Raw genomic sequence first — 14,981 nt, forward strand, 5'->3', positions numbered from 1 at the left:
ATCGGGGGGTGACCACTCATCCCGTTGCTCCTGTGCCGGAACGGCTGTTCGAGGACCCCGAGGCGGAAAAGCGCTGGCGCGCGCGGTTCACGGCGCGGCGGGTGTCGCTGCCGGAGTGGGCGCTGCACGCCCCGGAGCGTTCCCTGTACGTCTCCAACGCCAGCGGCGTGTGGGAGGTGTACGCCTGGAACCGAGCGACGGACGAGCACCGGCAGGTCACGGACCGCCCGAACGGCACGATGCACGCCACGCTGAGCCCGGACGGCGAGCAGATCTGGTGGTTCAACGACACCGACGGCGACGAGTTCGGCAGCTGGGTGGTCGAGCCGTACGCGGGCGGCGAGGCGCGGCCGGCGCTCGAAGGCGTGCACGACGGCTACCCGGCGGGCCTTGAGGTCGGCAGCACCAGGATCGCGGTCGGGGCGTCGACGGATGACGGCACGACGATCTGGGTGACCCGCGACGGCAAGCCCGAGGTGATCTACGTCAACGAGAACGACGGCGGCGTGGCGAGCCTGTCCCGGGACGAGCGGCTGCTGGCGATCTCCCACTCCGAGCACGGCGACAGCCGGCACCCGGCGCTGCGCGTGCTGAAGGCGGCCGACGGCGCGGTGGTGGCGGAGAAGTGGGACGGCAAGGGCAAGGGTCTGGACGGCATCGCGTTCAGCCCGGTCGCCGGCGACCCCCGCCTGCTGGTGCTGCACGAGCGCCGCGGCAAGGAGGAGCTGCTGATCTGGGACGTCGAGGCGGACACCGAGACGGAGATCCACATCGACCTGCCGGGCGAGCTCGCGGCCGACTGGTACACCGACGGCCAGGCGCTGCTGATCGTGCACAGCCACCGGTCGCGGACCACGTTGCACCGCTACGACATCGCCACCGGCGAACTGTCCACGCTGGACACTCCACGGGGGACGATCGGCGGCGCCGGCGCGCGGCCGGACGGGGCCGTCGAGTACTCCTGGTCCTCGGCCGAGCACCCGTCGGCGGTGCGTGTCCTGTCCGCCGAGGGCGACCGCGTGCTGCTGCAGCCGCCGGGCGACCGGGCGCCGTCCTCGCAGCCGATGGAGGATGTCTTCGTCGGCGACGTGCATGCGCTGATCTCCCGCCCGAGGAACGCCGGAGATGGCCCGCTGCCAACGGTTTTCGCCATCCACGGCGGTCCGCACGCCAACGACGAGGACCGGTTCTCCGCGTACCGCGCGGTGTGGCTGGACGCCGGCTTCGCGGTGGTGCACGTGAACTACCGCGGCTCGACCGGCTACGGCTCGGCCTGGCGGGACGCCATCGAGGGCCGCCCGGGCCTGACGGAGCTGGAAGACATCGCCGCGGTGCACGACTGGGCCGTGGAGTCCGGCCTCGCCGACCCGGCGAAGTGCGTGATCAACGGCGCGTCCTGGGGCGGCTACCTGACGCTGCTGGCGCTGGGCGTGCAGCCGAAGCGCTGGGCGGCCGGTGTCGCGGGCGTGCCAGTGGCGGACTATGTCGCCGCGTACGAGGACGAGATGGAGCCGCTGCGCGCCTTCGACCGGGCGCTGTTCGGCGGCTCGCCGGAGGAACTGCCGGACCTGTACCGGGAGTGCTCGCCGCTGACCTACGTGGACGAGGTCGCCGCGCCGGTGATCGTGCTGGCCGGCGAGAACGACCCGCGCTGCCCGATCCGGCAGATCGACAACTACCTGGACCGGCTGGCGGCCCGGAAGGCGCCGTACGAGGTCTACCGGTACGAGGCGGGCCACGGCTCGCTGGTCGTCGCCGAGACGATCAAGCAGACGGCCATCGAGGTGGACTTCACCCGTCGGGCCCTGGGTATGTGACACGAGGCGGGTGGGGCCGAAAGCCCCACCCGTCAATGCTTCACGCCAGCTGGGCCTGCCACATCCAGTGGGCCTCCTCCAGCTTGGCGGTGAGGCCGATGATCAGGTCCTGGGTGACCAGGTCCGTGTCGTCGGTGGTCTTGATCCGGGCGCGCATCCGCTGCACGACCTCGCCCAGCGTCGCGGTGATGGTCCGCGCCACGTCCTCGTCGTCACGCCAGCCGGTGGCGAAGTCGGGCACCCCGGAGTTCTTGGCGACGGTGGCGGCCCGGCCGTCCGGGGACACGCCGATCGCCGACGCGCGCTCCGCGACCTGGTCGGTGTACTCGCGCGCGGCCGCGACGAGCTCGTCGAGCTGCAGGTGCACGCTGCGGAAGTTGCGGCCGACCACGTTCCAGTGGGCCTGCTTGGCCACCAGCGACAGGTCGATCAGGTCGACGAGCGCCTCCTGGAGCACCCGGCCGGTCGTGTCCTTCGCCCCGGCTTCGAGCGGGCTGGTGATCGGGGCCTTGCCCATTGCTGCCTCCTCGGGGATTCGGTTACGGGGGCGAGTACCCCGAGGAGGCGTGGGATAACGGCGGCTCGGTCACACGGTCGCGTTGACGGTGACCTCGATGTTGCCGCGGGTGGCGTTGGAGTACGGGCACACCTGGTGCGCCGCGGCCACGAGCTGGTCGGCAGCGCCCTGCTCGAAGCCCGGGAAGTGACCGGTGAGCTCGACGGCCAGGGTGAAGGCGCCACCGTCCAGCGGCAGCAGGCTCACCTTGGCGGTGATGGAGGTCTCCGGCAGGGTGATCTTCTGGCGGCGGGCGACGGCCTGCAGCGCACTGTGGAAGCAGGCCGCGTAGCCGGCGGCGAACAGCTGCTCCGGGTTGGTCTTGTCACCGCCGGGGCCACCCAGCTCGGTCGGCACGGCCAGCACCTCGTCGATCACGCCGTCGGAGGAGCGGACCTCCCCGTTGCGGCCCTCACCGATCGCGATCGCCTCGGCGGTGTACAGCGCTGCCATCGTCTTCTCCTCGCCTGCGTCGATGTTACTGACCGGTACAACGCATCGACCGGGCTCAATGAAGCCGGTGGTGACCGACCTCACCGAGGGCGAACTCCGCCACCTGCCGGCCGACCAGCCGCAACGAGTCGTACGCACGCTGGTCGGAACAGGTGCCGTCCGCGTCGAAGCGCACCTCCGCAGTGTTCAGCGGCACGCCGAGCGGCGTCGGCCAGCCACGCAAGGAGTGCACGATCGAGCGAAGCGCGGTGAGCGTGCTCACCGCCGCCTGCCAGCCCATCGCGCTGGTGACGCAGCCGACCGCGCGGCCGTCGAGGTACGGGTGCGGGTCGTCGCTGAGGTCCTGGATGTAGTCGAGGGCGTTCTTGACCAGGCCGGACAGCGACCCGTGGTAGCCGGGCGAGACGAGGACGACGCCGTCGGCCTCGCGCAGCAGCTCGATCAGCCGCCGCGCGGACTCGGGGCGCTCGGGCACGGCCGGGTCGTAGAACGGCAGCACGAGTTCGGTTCCGGTGACGGCGATCGTCTTCGCGCCGGCCTCCTCCGCGCCCGACAACGCCACGTGCAGCGCCCGCTCGGACTGCGAGTCGGCCCGCAGGGAGCCGCCGATTCCCACCACCGTCACCGTCATGCGTCCACCGTACGAGCTACAGCGCGCTGGAGGTCAAGATCTCTCGCACCGGTACCTACCGACCGGTAGTGTCCTGGCCATGGCGAGCCTCGTGCAGTCCGTTCCGCTCAGGTGGCAGGCCAGGGTGCTGCAGGCGCTGTTCGCGCTGCCCAGGCCCGTGCGACGGCTGATCGCCGGCGCGCCGATCCGGATCGACGGGCAGACGCTCGACCTCGACGCGCAGTTGCTGCTGAGGATGCAGCAGCTGTCCGGCACCGAACTGCACGGCACGGACGTGAAGCAGGCGCGGGCGGCGATCCGCGCCGGCCGCGAGCTCGTCGGCGGCGCACCCATCGAACCCGTCACAACGAAGGACCTGCAGCTGCCCAACGACATCCCGGCCCGCCTGTACCGGCCGGGCGACCTGCCGGAGGGCTCGCCGCTGCTGGTCTTCTTCCACGGCGGCGGTTTCGCGATCGGCGACATCGACAGCCACGACCACCTGTGCCGATTCCTGGCGCGCAACGCCGGCGTGCGGGTGCTGTCCGTCGGCTACCGACTGGCACCTGAGGACCCGTTCCCGGCGGCGGTCGACGACTGTGTGACGGCGTTCAAGTGGGCCGCCGCCGAAGCCACGTCGCTCGGCGCGGACCCGAAGCTGATCGCCCTCGGCGGCGACAGCGCGGGCGGCAACCTCGCCGCCGTCACGGCGCTGCAGGTGGGTACGGGCAATCCCCGACCGGTGTTCCTGCTGCTGCTCTACCCGACCGTGGACGCGACAACCCGGCGGCGGTCGCGGGAGTTGTTCGGCTACGGCTACTTCCTCACCGACACCGGCATGGACTGGTTCATGGAGCGCTACGTCCCGGATCCGGAGACCCGGTCGGACCCGCGGGTGTCGCCGCTGCTGGCCGAGGACCTGAGCGCGCTGCCGCCGACGTACATCGCGACCGCCGGCTTCGACCCGCTGCGTGACGAGGGCGAGCTGTTCGCCCGCCGGGTGGCGGAGGCTGGGGTGCCGGTGGTGCTGCGTCGGCACGAGGGCCTGTTCCACGGCTTCGCGAGCATGACCGGCGTCGGGCACGCGTTCAAGGAAGCGACCCTGGAGGCGGCCAGCGCGCTGCGGACCGGGTTGGCCATCGGCCGCAACGGCCGGCCGCGACGCAAGTCGGTGAACGCGGAGGAGCTGAACGGCTACCCGGTCGGCAGCTGGCTGTCCTGAACCCGCTTGCAGTCCGGGCAGTAGCCCCAGAACACGACCTCGGCCTCGGCCACCTCGAAGCCCATCGTGTCGGACGGCTCCAGGCACGGCGCGGGTCCCACGACGCAGTCCACGTCCTCGGTCCGGCCGCAGCTGCGGCAGACCAGATGGTGATGGTTGTCACCGGTGCGCGTCTCGAATCGGGCCGGCGAGCCGGCGGGCTCGATCCGGCGCACCAGATCCGCCCGCACGCAGGCGTTGAGCACGTCGTACACGGCCTGCGTGGACACCGACCCGATCTGGTCGCGAACGCCGGTGGCGACCTGGTCAGCGGTGGTGTGCGGGTGACCGGAAAGCCACTCCAGCACGGCCAGCCGCGGCGCGGTCACCCGCAGCCCCGCGGTGCGCAGGCGGCGCCGCAGGGTCTCCACGGTTGATCCGTCGGTAGCCATGTCCGGACCAGGACACCACGCTTTCTGGAATCAGACAAGAAATCGGTTGACCGGCGGCCGCCCACCAAGTGACATCGGGGGGTGGTCCTGACGTCCTACGGCCGGGTGGCGCGCCTGCCCGGTGTGCGCACGCTGTTCCTGGTCACGGGATTCGCCCGCATCCCGCAGGCCGCCTCGGGCGTGACCATCACCCTGCACGTCGTGCTCGGCCTGGGCCGAGGCTACGGGGAAGCCGGCGTGGTGGCCGCCGCCACGACGATCGGCATCGCGCTGGGCGGTCCGCTGATCGGCCGGTTGCTCGACCGTCGCGGCCTGCGGCGGGTGGTGTTGCTCACCACCGTGGCCACCGGCGTGTTCTGGGCGGCCGCGCCGTGGCTGTCCTACTGGGGGCTGATCGCGCTCTCGTTCGTCGGCGGCCTGCTGTCGCTGCCGGTGATGTCCATCGCCCGGCAGGGCATGGCCGCGCTGCTGCCCTCGGACGACAGCTACCGGCGGCCGGCGTTCTCGCTGGACTCGGTGCTCACCGAGATGTCGTACATGGTCGGTCCGGCGTCCGGCGTGTTCCTCACCACGGCGTTGTCCTCGACGGCGGCGATGCTCGTCGTCGGCGCGGCCATGGTCTTCTCCGGCGTCTGGCTCTACTTCTTCGACCCGCCGATGAAGTCCGGCGACGCCGAGCGGGCCGAGCACGTGCCGGTGCTGTCGTGGCTGCGTGGGCCGATGATCGCGGCGCTGGTGATCGCCGCCGCGATGGTGCTGATCATGGCCGGCTCCGAGGTGGCGATCGTCGCGGCGCTGCGCCAGCACGGCCAGGTCGACTGGTCCGGGCTGGTGATCGCGGTCTGGTGCCTGGCTTCGGTCGTCGGCGGCATTCTGCACGGCGCGGCGCGGCGGCCGATCCCGCTGATCGTGCTGATCACGCTGATCGGCGTGTTGACGCTGCCGGTCGGCCTGTTCGCGGGCCAGTGGTGGACGCTCGCACTGGCCCTGGTGCCCAGCGGACTGTTGTGCGCGCCCACCTTCTCGTCCACCTCGGACGTGGTCACGCGGATGGCGCCGGAGTCGGTGCGCGGCACGGTGATGGGCGTCTACAGCTCGGCGTTCACCGCGGGTGCGGCCGTCGGGGCGCCGCTGATCGGCTTCGTGATGGACAGCTCGGCCCCGTCCTGGGGTTTCGTCGCGGCGGGCGCGGTCGGTCTGCTGGGCACGGCGGTCGGGGTCGCGCTGGGTGGGCGCCGGCTCAGCCAGCCTCAGCTGTCCAGTTCCCTCAGCGCCTCGTAGATCCGCTCCAGGGCCGGGCGGTTGCGGGCCATCCGCCGGCTCGCGATCTCGTCGGGCGCGACCGCGCCGACCGGCGCCACCAGGTCCGCGGCCGCATCCAGGGACGGCAGCTCGCCGAGCGCCCGCCAGCCCAGAAGCGCCGCCCCCACACCGGATCCCTCATTTCCGTCCACGAAGGACAGTTCCTGACCGAAGGCCGCCGCGATCACCGACGTCCACAGTGGACTACGGAAGGCGCCGCCGGTGGCGCGGATCTCGTGCACGGTCGCGCCGGCGTCCCGGACGGCGTCGAGCACCAGCGCCAGCTGCTGGCCGACGCCTTCGATCATCGCCCGCGTGATCACGGCCCGGCCGTGCTCCCGGCGCAGCCCGACCAGCACGGCCCGCGGGTCCGGGTCCCACCACGGCGCCCGCTCACCCAGCAGGTACGGCAGCGCCAGCAGGCCGGCCGCGCCCGGCGGCTCCGCCTCGGCCTCCGCCAACAACTCCGGCACCGGCACGCCGAACACTTCGGACGCCCACTGCGCCACCACGCCACCGTTGCTCACCGAGCCGCCGAGCACCCAGAGCCCGTCGGCGAGGGCGTAGCAGAAGACGCGGCCGCGATCGTCGACGCCGGGGCGGTCCCGGACAACCCGCAGGGCACCACTGGTGCCCAGTGACAGCGCCGCCATGCCCGGCCGCACCGCGCCGACGCCGAGGTTGGCCAGTGGACCGTCGCCGCCACCGGCGATAACCGGCAGGCCGCTGGGCAGGCCGGCGATGTTGCCCGTCAGCGCCAGCGCCTTGGTCGGTTCGACCAGCAGCGGCAGCTGGTCGTGGTGCACGCCGGCAATCGCCAGCGCCGGCTCGTGCCAGGTCAGTCGGTGCATGTCGAACATGCCGGTACCCGACGCGTTGGAGTGCTCGGTGACCAGCCGGCCGGTGAACTTGGCCAGCACGTAGTCCTTGAGGCCCGCCCACTTCACGGCCCGCTCGCACAGCTCCGGCTCGTGCTCGGCGAACCAGGCGAGCTTGGTCAGGGGGAACGACGGGTGCACCGGCGCACCGGTCGCGGCATGCAGTTCGAGTGCCAGCTCCTCATCGGCCCGCAAGCGTTTGGCGATGTCGGCGGCACGGTGGTCGGCCCAGCTCAGGGCCAGGGTGAGCGGCTCGCCGTCGCGGTCGAGCGCGAGCAGAGTGTGCATCGCGGAGCTGAAGGACAGCGCACAGATGCCGCCTTCGGTGCGTTCGACGCACTCAGCCAGCGCCTTCGCGGCGGCCGCGAGCACCGACTGCGGATCCTGCACGGCTTCGCCGTGCTCGCCGGTCTGGAGTGGGTAACCCTGCTCGGCGGTGGCCACCACCCGGCCGTCCAGCCGGGTGGCGACCACCTTCGTCGCCGTGGTGCCGAGGTCGACACCCAACACGACCTCGGTCATGTCAGCCTCAGCCGAACTCGGGCGCCAGGGTCTCGGCGATCTCGTAGGTGTTCAGCGCGGCGCCCTTGCGCAGGTTGTCGCCGCACACGAAGAAGTCCAACGTGTTCGGGAAGTCCAGCGCCTGCCGCACCCGGCCGACGTAGGTCGGGTCCTCGCCGACGACGTCCGCGGGCGTCGGGAACTTCTTCTGCTCCGGCTCGTCCACCAGCACGACGGTCGGCTGCTCGGCAAACACCTTGTGCGCCTGCTCCACCGTCGCCTCGCGCTCGAACACCGCGTGCACGGCGAGCGAGTGCGTGGTGATCACCGGGACGCGCACGCAGGTGGCCGACACCTTCAGGTCCGGAATGCCGAGGATCTTGCGGGACTCGTTGCGGACCTTGAGCTCCTCGGACGTCCAGCCGTCGCCCTTGTAGGAACCGGCCCAGGGCACCACGTTCAGCGCGAGCGGCGCTGGGAAGGGCGAGTTCTCGAAGTCCAGCCCGGCCGCGAGCAGCGCCTCGCGCACGTCGCCGGCCTTGACGCCCAGCTTCTTGTCCGCGATCGCCACCAGCTCCGCGTACAGGCGGTCGATGCCGGGCGCGCCCGCGCCGGACACGGCCTGGTAGGAGGCGACGACCAGCTCCTTGAGGCCGAACTCCCGGTGCAGCGCACCGAGCGCGGCCATCATGGACAGCGTCGTGCAGTTGGGGTTGGCGATGATGCCGCGCGGCCGCTCGGCGACCTTGTGCGCGTTCACCTCCGGCACCACCAGCGGCACGTCGTCGTCCATCCGGAACGCGCCGGAGTTGTCCACCGCGACCGCGCCGCGCTCGGCCGCGATCGGCGCCCACTCGGCCGAGATCTCGTCCGGCACGTCGAACATGGCGATGTCGACGCCGTCGAACACCTCGGGCGCGAGCGCCAGCACGGTGATCTCCTCGCCGCGCACGGTCAGCTTGCGGCCGGCGGACCGGGCCGACGCGATCAGCCGGATCTCGCCCCACGGCACCGTCTCACGCGCGTTGATGATGTCGATCATCACGCTGCCGACGGCGCCGGTCGCTCCGACCAGCGCGAGTACAGGTCCGTTGGTGCTCATCGACCGCTCCCCGCGTAGACGACGGCCTCTTCGTCGCCGCCGAGTTCGAACGCATCGTGCAGGGCACGGACCGCGTCATCCAACTGAGTATCCCGGCAGATGACCGAGATCCGGATCTCCGAGGTGGAGATGATCTCGATGTTGACGCCCGCCTGGGACAGCGCCTCGCAGAAGGTGGCGGTGACGCCGGGGTGCGAGCGCATGCCGGCGCCGATCAGCGACACCTTGCCCACGTGGTCGTCGTAGAGCACACCGCTGTGGCCGATCTCCGGCTTGGCCTTCTCCAGCGCGGCCACCGCCTTCGGGCCGTCGGCCTTGGGCAGCGTGAAGGTGATGTCGGTGCGGCCGGTGGCGACCTGGGAGACGTTCTGCACGACCATGTCGATGTCGACCTCGGCGTCGGCGACCACGCGGAAGACGCGGGCCGCGATGCCCGGGTGGTCCGGCACCGCCGTCACGGTGACCTTGGCCTCCGACCGGTCGTGCGCGACGCCGGTGATGATCGCCTGCTCCACGGGAAGGTCCTCCATCGACCCGGTCACCAACGTGCCCGGCTTGTTGTTGAACGACGAACGGACGCGCAGCGGCACGTTGTACCGGCGCGCGTACTCGACGGAGCGCAGGTGCAGCACCTTCGCGCCGCACGCCGCCATCTCCAGCATCTCCTCGTAGGTGATCTGGGGCAGGTGCTTCGCGTCGCGCACGATGCGCGGGTCGGCGCTGAACACGCCGTCCACGTCGGTGTAGATCTCACAGACGTCGGCCTTCAGCGCCGCGGCCAGCGCGACGGCGGTGGTGTCCGTGCCGCCGCGGCCGATCGTGGTGATCTCCTTGCTGTCCTGGCTGACGCCCTGGAAGCCGGCCACGATCGCCACCGCGCCGTCGGCGATCGCGTCCTGGATCCGGCCCGGCGTGACGTCGATGATGCGCGCGTTGCCGTGCACCGAGGTGGTGATCACGCCGGCCTGCGAGCCGGTGTACGAGCGCGCCTCGAATCCCAAGGAGTGGATCGCCATCGCGACCAGCGACATGGAGATCCGCTCGCCGGCGGTCAGCAGCATGTCCAGCTCGCGGGCCGGCGGCACCGGGGCGACCTGGGAGGCCAGGTCGAGCAGCTCGTCGGTGGAGTCGCCCATCGCGGAGACGGCCACGACCACGTCGTTGCCGGCCTTACGGGTGGCGGCGATCCGCTCGGCCACGCGTTTGATCCGCTCGGCACTTTCCAGTGAGGAGCCGCCGTACTTCTGCACGACCAGTGCCACTGATCGAACCTCCTCGCAGACCGGGCCAGAGCGTGTCCGGACGCAGCGTACCCTCGGCTGCGGACCCGGTGGCCAGACGAAGGGATCGGGGTGTCAGCCATCACGACGGCCCGGCCCGAGGCCAGTTCCGCGACGTCGCGGCAGGTCGCGTACCTCACCGCGCCCGCATTGGCCTTCCTCGGTGTGCGCGCCGTGGGCCTGGTCGTGCTCGCCTGGATGGCCGCACGGAACGGCCGTTCCATCACCACCGCTCTCACTTCGTGGGACGGACACTGGTTCCTCGGGCTCGCGCAGGGCGGCTACACCGGCGCCGGCGGCGACCTGGTGGACGCCCACTTCCAGCACGACCAGAGCAACCTGCTGGCGTTCTTCCCCGGCTATCCGGCGCTGACCAGTCTCGTCGCTCATGTGCCCGGGGTGACGCTGGTCGACGCCGCCTTCGCGGTGACCGTGCTGGCCGGCCTGGCCTGCTCGTACGGCCTGGTTCGGCTCGGCGAGCAGGTGCCCGGCGGCTCCCGCCGGCTCGGTCTCGTGCTCGCCGCGCTGTTCGCCGCCTCGCCGATGGCCGTCGTGCTGTCGATGACCTACTCCGAGGCCCTGTTCTGCGCCCTGGCCGTGTGGTCGCTCGTGTTCCTGCTGGACCGCCGATGGCTCTGGGCCGGTGTGTTCTGCGCGCTGTCGGGGCTGGTCAGGCCCACCGCCGCCGCCGTCATCGTGGCCGTCGGCATCGCCGCCGTGATCGCCATCGTGCGTCGTGAGGACGGCTGGCGGCCCTGGGTCGGCGCGTTGCTGGCGCCGGTGGGTCTCGTCGGCTACCTGGCCTGGGTCGGGGTTCGGACCGGGCGGTGGGACGGCTGGTTCGAGGTGCAGCAGCGGGGCTGGGGCTCCCATTTCGACGGCGGTCTCGCCACGTTCAAGTTCGCCCTCGACGCGCTGGCCTCCGGCCGCTCCGTGCTCGAGGTCCTCACGGTCGGCCTCTGCGTCGCCGCCGCCGTGCTCGTCGTGCTGTGCATCCGCCAGCGCGTGCCGTGGCCGTTGATCGCTTACGGCGTCGCCGTGCTGATCATGGATCTCGGCTCCAACGGCCTGATGAACTCCAAGGCCCGGCTCATGCTGCCCGCGTTCGTGCTGCTCATCCCGCTCGCCGCCGCCCTGATCAAGCGCCGGGCCAGCACTCTGGTGTTGACCTTGACCGCCGTCGCCGTCGTCAGCGCCTGGTTCGGCGCTTATTCGATCACCGCGTGGCCCTACGCTATCTGAGGTGCATCCCCTCATCAGCCAGCGCTGGAGCCCCCGCGCCCTCGACCCCGCCGCCGAGGTCACCGACGAGCAGCTCGAGTCCCTGTTCGAGGCCGCGCGCTGGGCCGCTTCCTCCGGCAACACCCAGCCCGGTCGCTGGCTCGTCGGCCGCCGTGGCGACGCTTCGTTCCAGCGGATCTTCGACGCCCTCCGCCCCGGCAACCAGACCTGGGCCGGCGCCGCTTCCGCCCTGCTGGTCGGATGCGTGATCACGGAGGACGAGACCGGCCGCCCCATGCCCGTGCCCGACTACGTGCTCGGCCTGTCCGGCCAGAACCTCGTGCTCCAGGCCGTCGCCGAGGGCCTCGTTGCCCACCAGATGGGCGGCTTCTCCCGCGAGGCGATCGCCTCGTCCTTCGGGCTTCCGGCCACCGCCCGCGCCGTCGTGGTGATCGCCGTCGGCGTTCTGGGCTCCCCCGACCTGCTGCCCGAGGACCTGGCCGCACGCGAGATCGCCCCTCGCGTCCGCAAGCCGCTGTCCGAGCTGGTCTTCACCGACACCTGGGGCACCCCGGCCTTCTGACTCAGCCGAGGCGGCGGACCAGGCGCACGACGATGCTGGTGACGATGAGCCAGAAGATGGCGGCGAGGCCGTAGTCGGCCAGCACCCGCAGCTTGGCGTCGGCCGGCGTGAACAGGTCACGGAAGGCCAGCGCCAGCGGATCGGCCCAGGACCGGACGAACGTGGTGATCGGGTTGTCCGGATTGGCGCCGAACACGGTGAGCAGCACGTGCGCGACGAGGATGACGGCGATGATCGTGCCGACCCAGCGCAGGACGGCGGCGACGATGCCGACCACCCTCCCGCGCGCGTGCGTCTCCGTCTGTTCCGCCATACGGGGCAGTCTGCCACGCCCGCCGACCGGCGTCGATCAGCCGGCGCGGTAGAGAACCCGGGCGATCAGACCCGTCACGACCAGCCAGAACACCGCGGCCAAGCCGTAGTTCAAGATCACATTGAGAGCATCGCTGCCGGTGGCGAACAGGTTGCCGAACCACAACGCCAGCGCACCCGCCCACTGCGCCACCCACACCACGAGCGGGTTGCCCGGGTTGGCGCCCAGCAGCACGAACAGAATGTGCGCGACCAGGATGACCGCGATGATCGTGCCGATGACGCGGACCACCGTTCCGGCCGTCGCGCGACCGCCACGAACGTAGGTAGCCATGACCGACCTCACCTCGCTCGATACAGGGGCCACCCGATCGGGTGGCGTCGAGCGGTGAATACCCACGCCCGGTGATCGCTACACAGTCAGCGCAGCACCCGGGCGACGATGCGGGTCACCAGCAGCCAGAACACGGCCGCGAGGGCGTAGGTGATGATCACGCTGGCCGGCGCGCCCGGCGGCTGGACGATGTTGCCCCACCACAGGACCAGCAGGTCGGACCACACCTTGACCACGGCGAACAGCGGGTTGTCCGCGGTCGATCCGGACAGCGCCAGCAGCATACGAATGATCATGATCAGGGCGGTGAGCACGCCGAACAGGTTGATCACCGTGGACAGCACGCCCGACTTCTTGCCCCCTGACGCCATGCGTCCACCTAACCACAGCCCCCGACCACCCGAAGGTGCCCACCATGTGGGTTCCGGGTTTCACGATCCGGCGATAGCGGTTACGCTCCGCCCGTGCGTTTCGCCCTCCTGCTTCGCTGCCGTGGCGGGGTCTGATCCAGACCGGCCCCCCGTCGCGGAGTTCAGCGCTGCCGCCGGTCGAGTCATCCCGGTCAGCAGGAGTTCACATCCATGAGCGAGTCCAGCAAGATCCGCACGCCGTCCCGTCCCGCGCCGGCCGACCAGCCGTCCTGGAACACGCAGCGCGGCAGCTCGATGCCGGTGCACCGCTACCGGCCGTTCCACGAGCTGGTCGAGGAGATCTCGGTACCCGACCGCACCTGGCCCGACAAACGCATCACCAAGGCGCCGCTGTGGTGCGCGGTCGATCTGCGTGACGGCAACCAGGCGCTGATCGACCCGATGTCGCCGGCCCGCAAGCGCAAGATGTTCGATCTGCTGGTGCGGATGGGCTTCAAGGAGATCGAGGTCGGCTTCCCGGCGGCCAGCCAGACCGACTTCGACTTCGTCCGCGAGATCATCACCGACGGCGCCATCCCGGATGACGTCACCATCCAGGTGCTGTCGCAATGCCGGCCGGAGCTGCTGGACCGCACCTTCGAGGCGCTGCGCGGGGCCCGCAAGGCCATCGTGCACATCTACAACTCGACCTCGATCCTCCAGCGCCGCGTGGTGTTCCGCGAGGAGCGCGAGGGCATCAAGAAGATCGCCACCGCGGCCGCCGAGTACGTGGTCGAGCTGGCCGCCAAGCAGCCCGACACCGACTTCCGCTTCGAGTACTCGCCCGAGTCCTACACCGGCACCGAGCTGTCCTACGCGGTCGAGGTGTGCAACGCGGTCACCGAGATCCTGGGCGCCACCCCCGAGCGGCCGGTGATCATCAACCTGCCGGCCACCGTCGAGATGGCCACGCCGAACGTGTACGCCGACTCCATCGAGTGGATGAACCGCCACCTGGAGCGCCGCGACTCGGTGATCCTCTCGCTGCACCCGCACAACGACCGCGGCACCGGCGTGGCCGCCGCCGAGCTGGGCTACCAGGCCGGCGCGGACCGGATCGAGGGCTGCCTGTTCGGCAACGGCGAGCGCACCGGCAACGTCTGCCTGGTCACGCTGGCGATGAACCTGTTCAGCCAGGGCATCGACCCGCAGCTGGACCTGTCCGACATCGACGAGATCCGGCGCACCGTCGAGTACTGCAACCAGCTGCCCGTGCCCGAGCGCCACCCCTACGGCGGCGACCTGGTCTACACCGCGTTCTCCGGCAGCCACCAGGACGCCATCAACAAGGGCCTGGACGCGCTCAAGGCGGACGCCGACCGGGCGGGTGTGCCGGTCGAGGACTTCCAGTGGGAGGTCCCGTACCTGCCGATCGACCCGAAGGACGTCGGCCGCAGCTACGAGGCCGTGATCCGGGTCAACTCGCAGTCCGGCAAGGGCGGCGTCGCCTACGTGATGAAGACCGAGCACCAGCTCGACCTGCCGCGCCGGCTGCAGATCGAGTTCTCCAAGGTCATCCAGGGCGTCACCGACGCGCAGGGCGGCGAGGTGTCGCCGCGGCAGATGTGGGACGCCTTCGCCGGCGAGTACCTGGACCGCGTGACGCCGCTGGAACTGGTCCGGCAGCGGGTGGACGACGTCGACGAAGGCACCTACCGGATCACCGCCCAGGTACGGGTGGAGGGCGACCAGCACGAGATCACCGGCGTCGGCAACGGCCCGCTCGCCGCGTTCGTGGACGCGCTGAGCACCGTCGGCTACGACGTGCGCGTCATGGACTACGTCGAGCACGCGCTCACCGCCGGCGACGACGCCCGCGCCGCCTCCTACGTGGAATGCGCGGTCGGCGACACCGTGCTGTGGGGTGTGGCGGTGGACAGCTCCATCGTCGCCGCCTCGCTGCGTGCCGTCGTCTCCGCGGTGAACCGCACCGCCCGCTGATGCAGTGAAAGGACCATTCCTGACGTTG

General features: G+C 71.0%; 16 protein-coding genes. 6 read left to right on the forward strand and 10 right to left on the reverse strand.

Annotation, left to right across the window (positions count from 1 at the left end; all coding sequences use genetic code 11):
• The first annotated feature begins 8 nt into the window (after window positions 1–8).
• A complete protein-coding gene (locus tag BJ998_RS17755) occupies window positions 9–1,817 on the forward strand; it encodes a prolyl oligopeptidase family serine peptidase (RefSeq protein WP_184863076.1) in 1,809 nt (602 codons plus the stop codon).
• Window positions 1,818–1,857: 40 nt separating this feature from the next.
• Here the strand turns inward: BJ998_RS17755 and BJ998_RS17760 are convergent, their stop codons facing one another.
• From BJ998_RS17760 to BJ998_RS17770, 3 genes are all read right to left on the reverse strand, one after another.
• Window positions 1,858–2,334: a Dps family protein gene (locus tag BJ998_RS17760; RefSeq protein WP_184863078.1), complete on the reverse strand. Its 477-nt coding sequence runs from the start codon at window positions 2,332–2,334 to the stop codon at window positions 1,858–1,860.
• Window positions 2,335–2,403: 69 nt separating this feature from the next.
• Window positions 2,404–2,826, reverse strand: a complete 423-nt coding sequence (locus tag BJ998_RS17765) for an organic hydroperoxide resistance protein (RefSeq protein WP_184863080.1) — start codon at window positions 2,824–2,826, stop codon at window positions 2,404–2,406.
• A gap of 55 nt (window positions 2,827–2,881) precedes the next feature.
• The gene (locus BJ998_RS17770) at window positions 2,882–3,457 is read right to left on the reverse strand and encodes an NADPH-dependent FMN reductase (RefSeq protein WP_184863082.1); all 576 of its coding nucleotides are present in this window, start codon (window positions 3,455–3,457) and stop codon (window positions 2,882–2,884) included.
• 79 nt (window positions 3,458–3,536) lie between these two features.
• Between BJ998_RS17770 and BJ998_RS17775 the strand changes: the two genes are divergently transcribed.
• Window positions 3,537–4,658: an alpha/beta hydrolase gene (locus tag BJ998_RS17775; protein WP_184863083.1), complete on the forward strand. Its 1,122-nt coding sequence runs from the start codon at window positions 3,537–3,539 to the stop codon at window positions 4,656–4,658.
• Here the strand turns inward: BJ998_RS17775 and BJ998_RS17780 are convergent.
• Window positions 4,631–5,089, reverse strand: coding sequence for a Fur family transcriptional regulator (locus BJ998_RS17780; RefSeq protein WP_184863085.1), 459 nt, complete (start codon window positions 5,087–5,089; stop codon window positions 4,631–4,633). The genes BJ998_RS17775 and BJ998_RS17780 overlap by 28 nt on opposite strands.
• Window positions 5,090–5,170: 81 nt before the next feature.
• Between BJ998_RS17780 and BJ998_RS17785 the strand changes: the two genes are divergently transcribed.
• Window positions 5,171–6,370 (forward strand): MFS transporter, encoded by a 1,200-nt coding sequence (locus BJ998_RS17785; RefSeq protein WP_184863087.1) that lies wholly within the window; start codon window positions 5,171–5,173, stop codon window positions 6,368–6,370.
• On the opposite strand, the gene BJ998_RS17790 is transcribed toward BJ998_RS17785, so the two are convergent.
• The 3 genes from BJ998_RS17790 to BJ998_RS17800 are packed head-to-tail and all read right to left on the reverse strand — an operon-like array spanning window position 6,340 to window position 10,134.
• Window positions 6,340–7,791: a gluconokinase gene (locus BJ998_RS17790; RefSeq protein WP_184863089.1), complete on the reverse strand. Its 1,452-nt coding sequence runs from the start codon at window positions 7,789–7,791 to the stop codon at window positions 6,340–6,342. The genes BJ998_RS17785 and BJ998_RS17790 overlap by 31 nt on opposite strands.
• A gap of 7 nt (window positions 7,792–7,798) precedes the next feature.
• On the reverse strand, window positions 7,799–8,872 hold the full coding sequence (locus tag BJ998_RS17795) for an aspartate-semialdehyde dehydrogenase (protein ID WP_184863091.1): 1,074 nt from the start codon (window positions 8,870–8,872) through the stop codon (window positions 7,799–7,801).
• Entirely contained in the window at window positions 8,869–10,134 is a 1,266-nt protein-coding gene (locus tag BJ998_RS17800; RefSeq protein ID WP_184863093.1) for an aspartate kinase, read from the reverse strand. Before BJ998_RS17800 ends, BJ998_RS17795 begins: the two co-directional genes overlap by 4 nt.
• A 90-nt stretch (window positions 10,135–10,224) precedes the next feature.
• Between BJ998_RS17800 and BJ998_RS17805 the strand changes: the two genes are divergently transcribed.
• On the forward strand, window positions 10,225–11,394 hold the full coding sequence (locus BJ998_RS17805; protein ID WP_281392962.1) for a glycosyltransferase family protein: 1,170 nt from the start codon (window positions 10,225–10,227) through the stop codon (window positions 11,392–11,394).
• Between the two features lies 1 nt (window position 11,395).
• Window positions 11,396–11,956 carry a nitroreductase family protein gene (locus BJ998_RS17810; protein ID WP_312890178.1) on the forward strand — a complete coding sequence of 187 codons (561 nt, stop codon included), beginning with the start codon at window positions 11,396–11,398 and terminating at the stop codon, window positions 11,954–11,956.
• A 1-nt stretch (window position 11,957) separates the two neighbouring features.
• On the opposite strand, the gene BJ998_RS17815 is transcribed toward BJ998_RS17810, so the two are convergent.
• The 3 genes from BJ998_RS17815 to BJ998_RS17825 all read right to left on the reverse strand — a co-directional run bounded on the left by BJ998_RS17815 (window position 11,958) and on the right by BJ998_RS17825 (window position 12,973).
• Window positions 11,958–12,269, reverse strand: a complete 312-nt coding sequence (locus BJ998_RS17815) for a YggT family protein (protein ID WP_184863095.1) — start codon at window positions 12,267–12,269, stop codon at window positions 11,958–11,960.
• A gap of 36 nt (window positions 12,270–12,305) precedes the next feature.
• Complete coding sequence (locus tag BJ998_RS17820) at window positions 12,306–12,602, reverse strand: hypothetical protein (RefSeq protein ID WP_184863097.1); 297 nt, start codon at window positions 12,600–12,602, stop codon at window positions 12,306–12,308.
• Window positions 12,603–12,688: 86 nt separating this feature from the next.
• Window positions 12,689–12,973: a hypothetical protein gene (locus tag BJ998_RS17825; protein ID WP_184863099.1), complete on the reverse strand. Its 285-nt coding sequence runs from the start codon at window positions 12,971–12,973 to the stop codon at window positions 12,689–12,691.
• A 210-nt stretch (window positions 12,974–13,183) separates the two neighbouring features.
• Here BJ998_RS17825 and leuA point away from each other — a divergent pair, with 210 nt between their 5' ends.
• The gene (gene leuA, locus BJ998_RS17830) at window positions 13,184–14,953 is read left to right on the forward strand and encodes a 2-isopropylmalate synthase (RefSeq protein WP_184863101.1); all 1,770 of its coding nucleotides are present in this window, start codon (window positions 13,184–13,186) and stop codon (window positions 14,951–14,953) included.
• The last annotated feature ends 28 nt before the right edge of the window (window positions 14,954–14,981 follow it).

This window comes from Kutzneria kofuensis, assembly GCF_014203355.1.
Taxonomy (GTDB): domain Bacteria; phylum Actinomycetota; class Actinomycetes; order Mycobacteriales; family Pseudonocardiaceae; genus Kutzneria; species Kutzneria kofuensis.

Bases quoted from the DNA above. Each gene is read 5' to 3' on its own strand.
- BJ998_RS17820 (WP_184863097.1), bottom strand. From the start codon at position 12,602: ATGGCTACCTACGTTCGTGGCGGTCGCGCGACGGCCGGAACGGTGGTC.
- BJ998_RS17825 (WP_184863099.1), bottom strand. From the start codon at position 12,973: ATGGCGTCAGGGGGCAAGAAGTCGGGCGTGCTGTCCACGGTGATCAAC.
- leuA (WP_184863101.1), top strand. From the start codon at position 13,184: ATGAGCGAGTCCAGCAAGATCCGCACGCCGTCCCGTCCCGCGCCGGCC.
- BJ998_RS17770 (WP_184863082.1), bottom strand. From the start codon at position 3,457: ATGACGGTGACGGTGGTGGGAATCGGCGGCTCCCTGCGGGCCGACTCG.
- BJ998_RS17765 (WP_184863080.1), bottom strand. From the start codon at position 2,826: ATGGCAGCGCTGTACACCGCCGAGGCGATCGCGATCGGTGAGGGCCGC.
- BJ998_RS17790 (WP_184863089.1), bottom strand. From the start codon at position 7,791: ATGACCGAGGTCGTGTTGGGTGTCGACCTCGGCACCACGGCGACGAAG.
- BJ998_RS17775 (WP_184863083.1), top strand. From the start codon at position 3,537: ATGGCGAGCCTCGTGCAGTCCGTTCCGCTCAGGTGGCAGGCCAGGGTG.
- BJ998_RS17795 (WP_184863091.1), bottom strand. From the start codon at position 8,872: ATGAGCACCAACGGACCTGTACTCGCGCTGGTCGGAGCGACCGGCGCC.
- BJ998_RS17780 (WP_184863085.1), bottom strand. From the start codon at position 5,089: ATGGCTACCGACGGATCAACCGTGGAGACCCTGCGGCGCCGCCTGCGC.
- BJ998_RS17815 (WP_184863095.1), bottom strand. From the start codon at position 12,269: ATGGCGGAACAGACGGAGACGCACGCGCGCGGGAGGGTGGTCGGCATC.
- BJ998_RS17760 (WP_184863078.1), bottom strand. From the start codon at position 2,334: ATGGGCAAGGCCCCGATCACCAGCCCGCTCGAAGCCGGGGCGAAGGAC.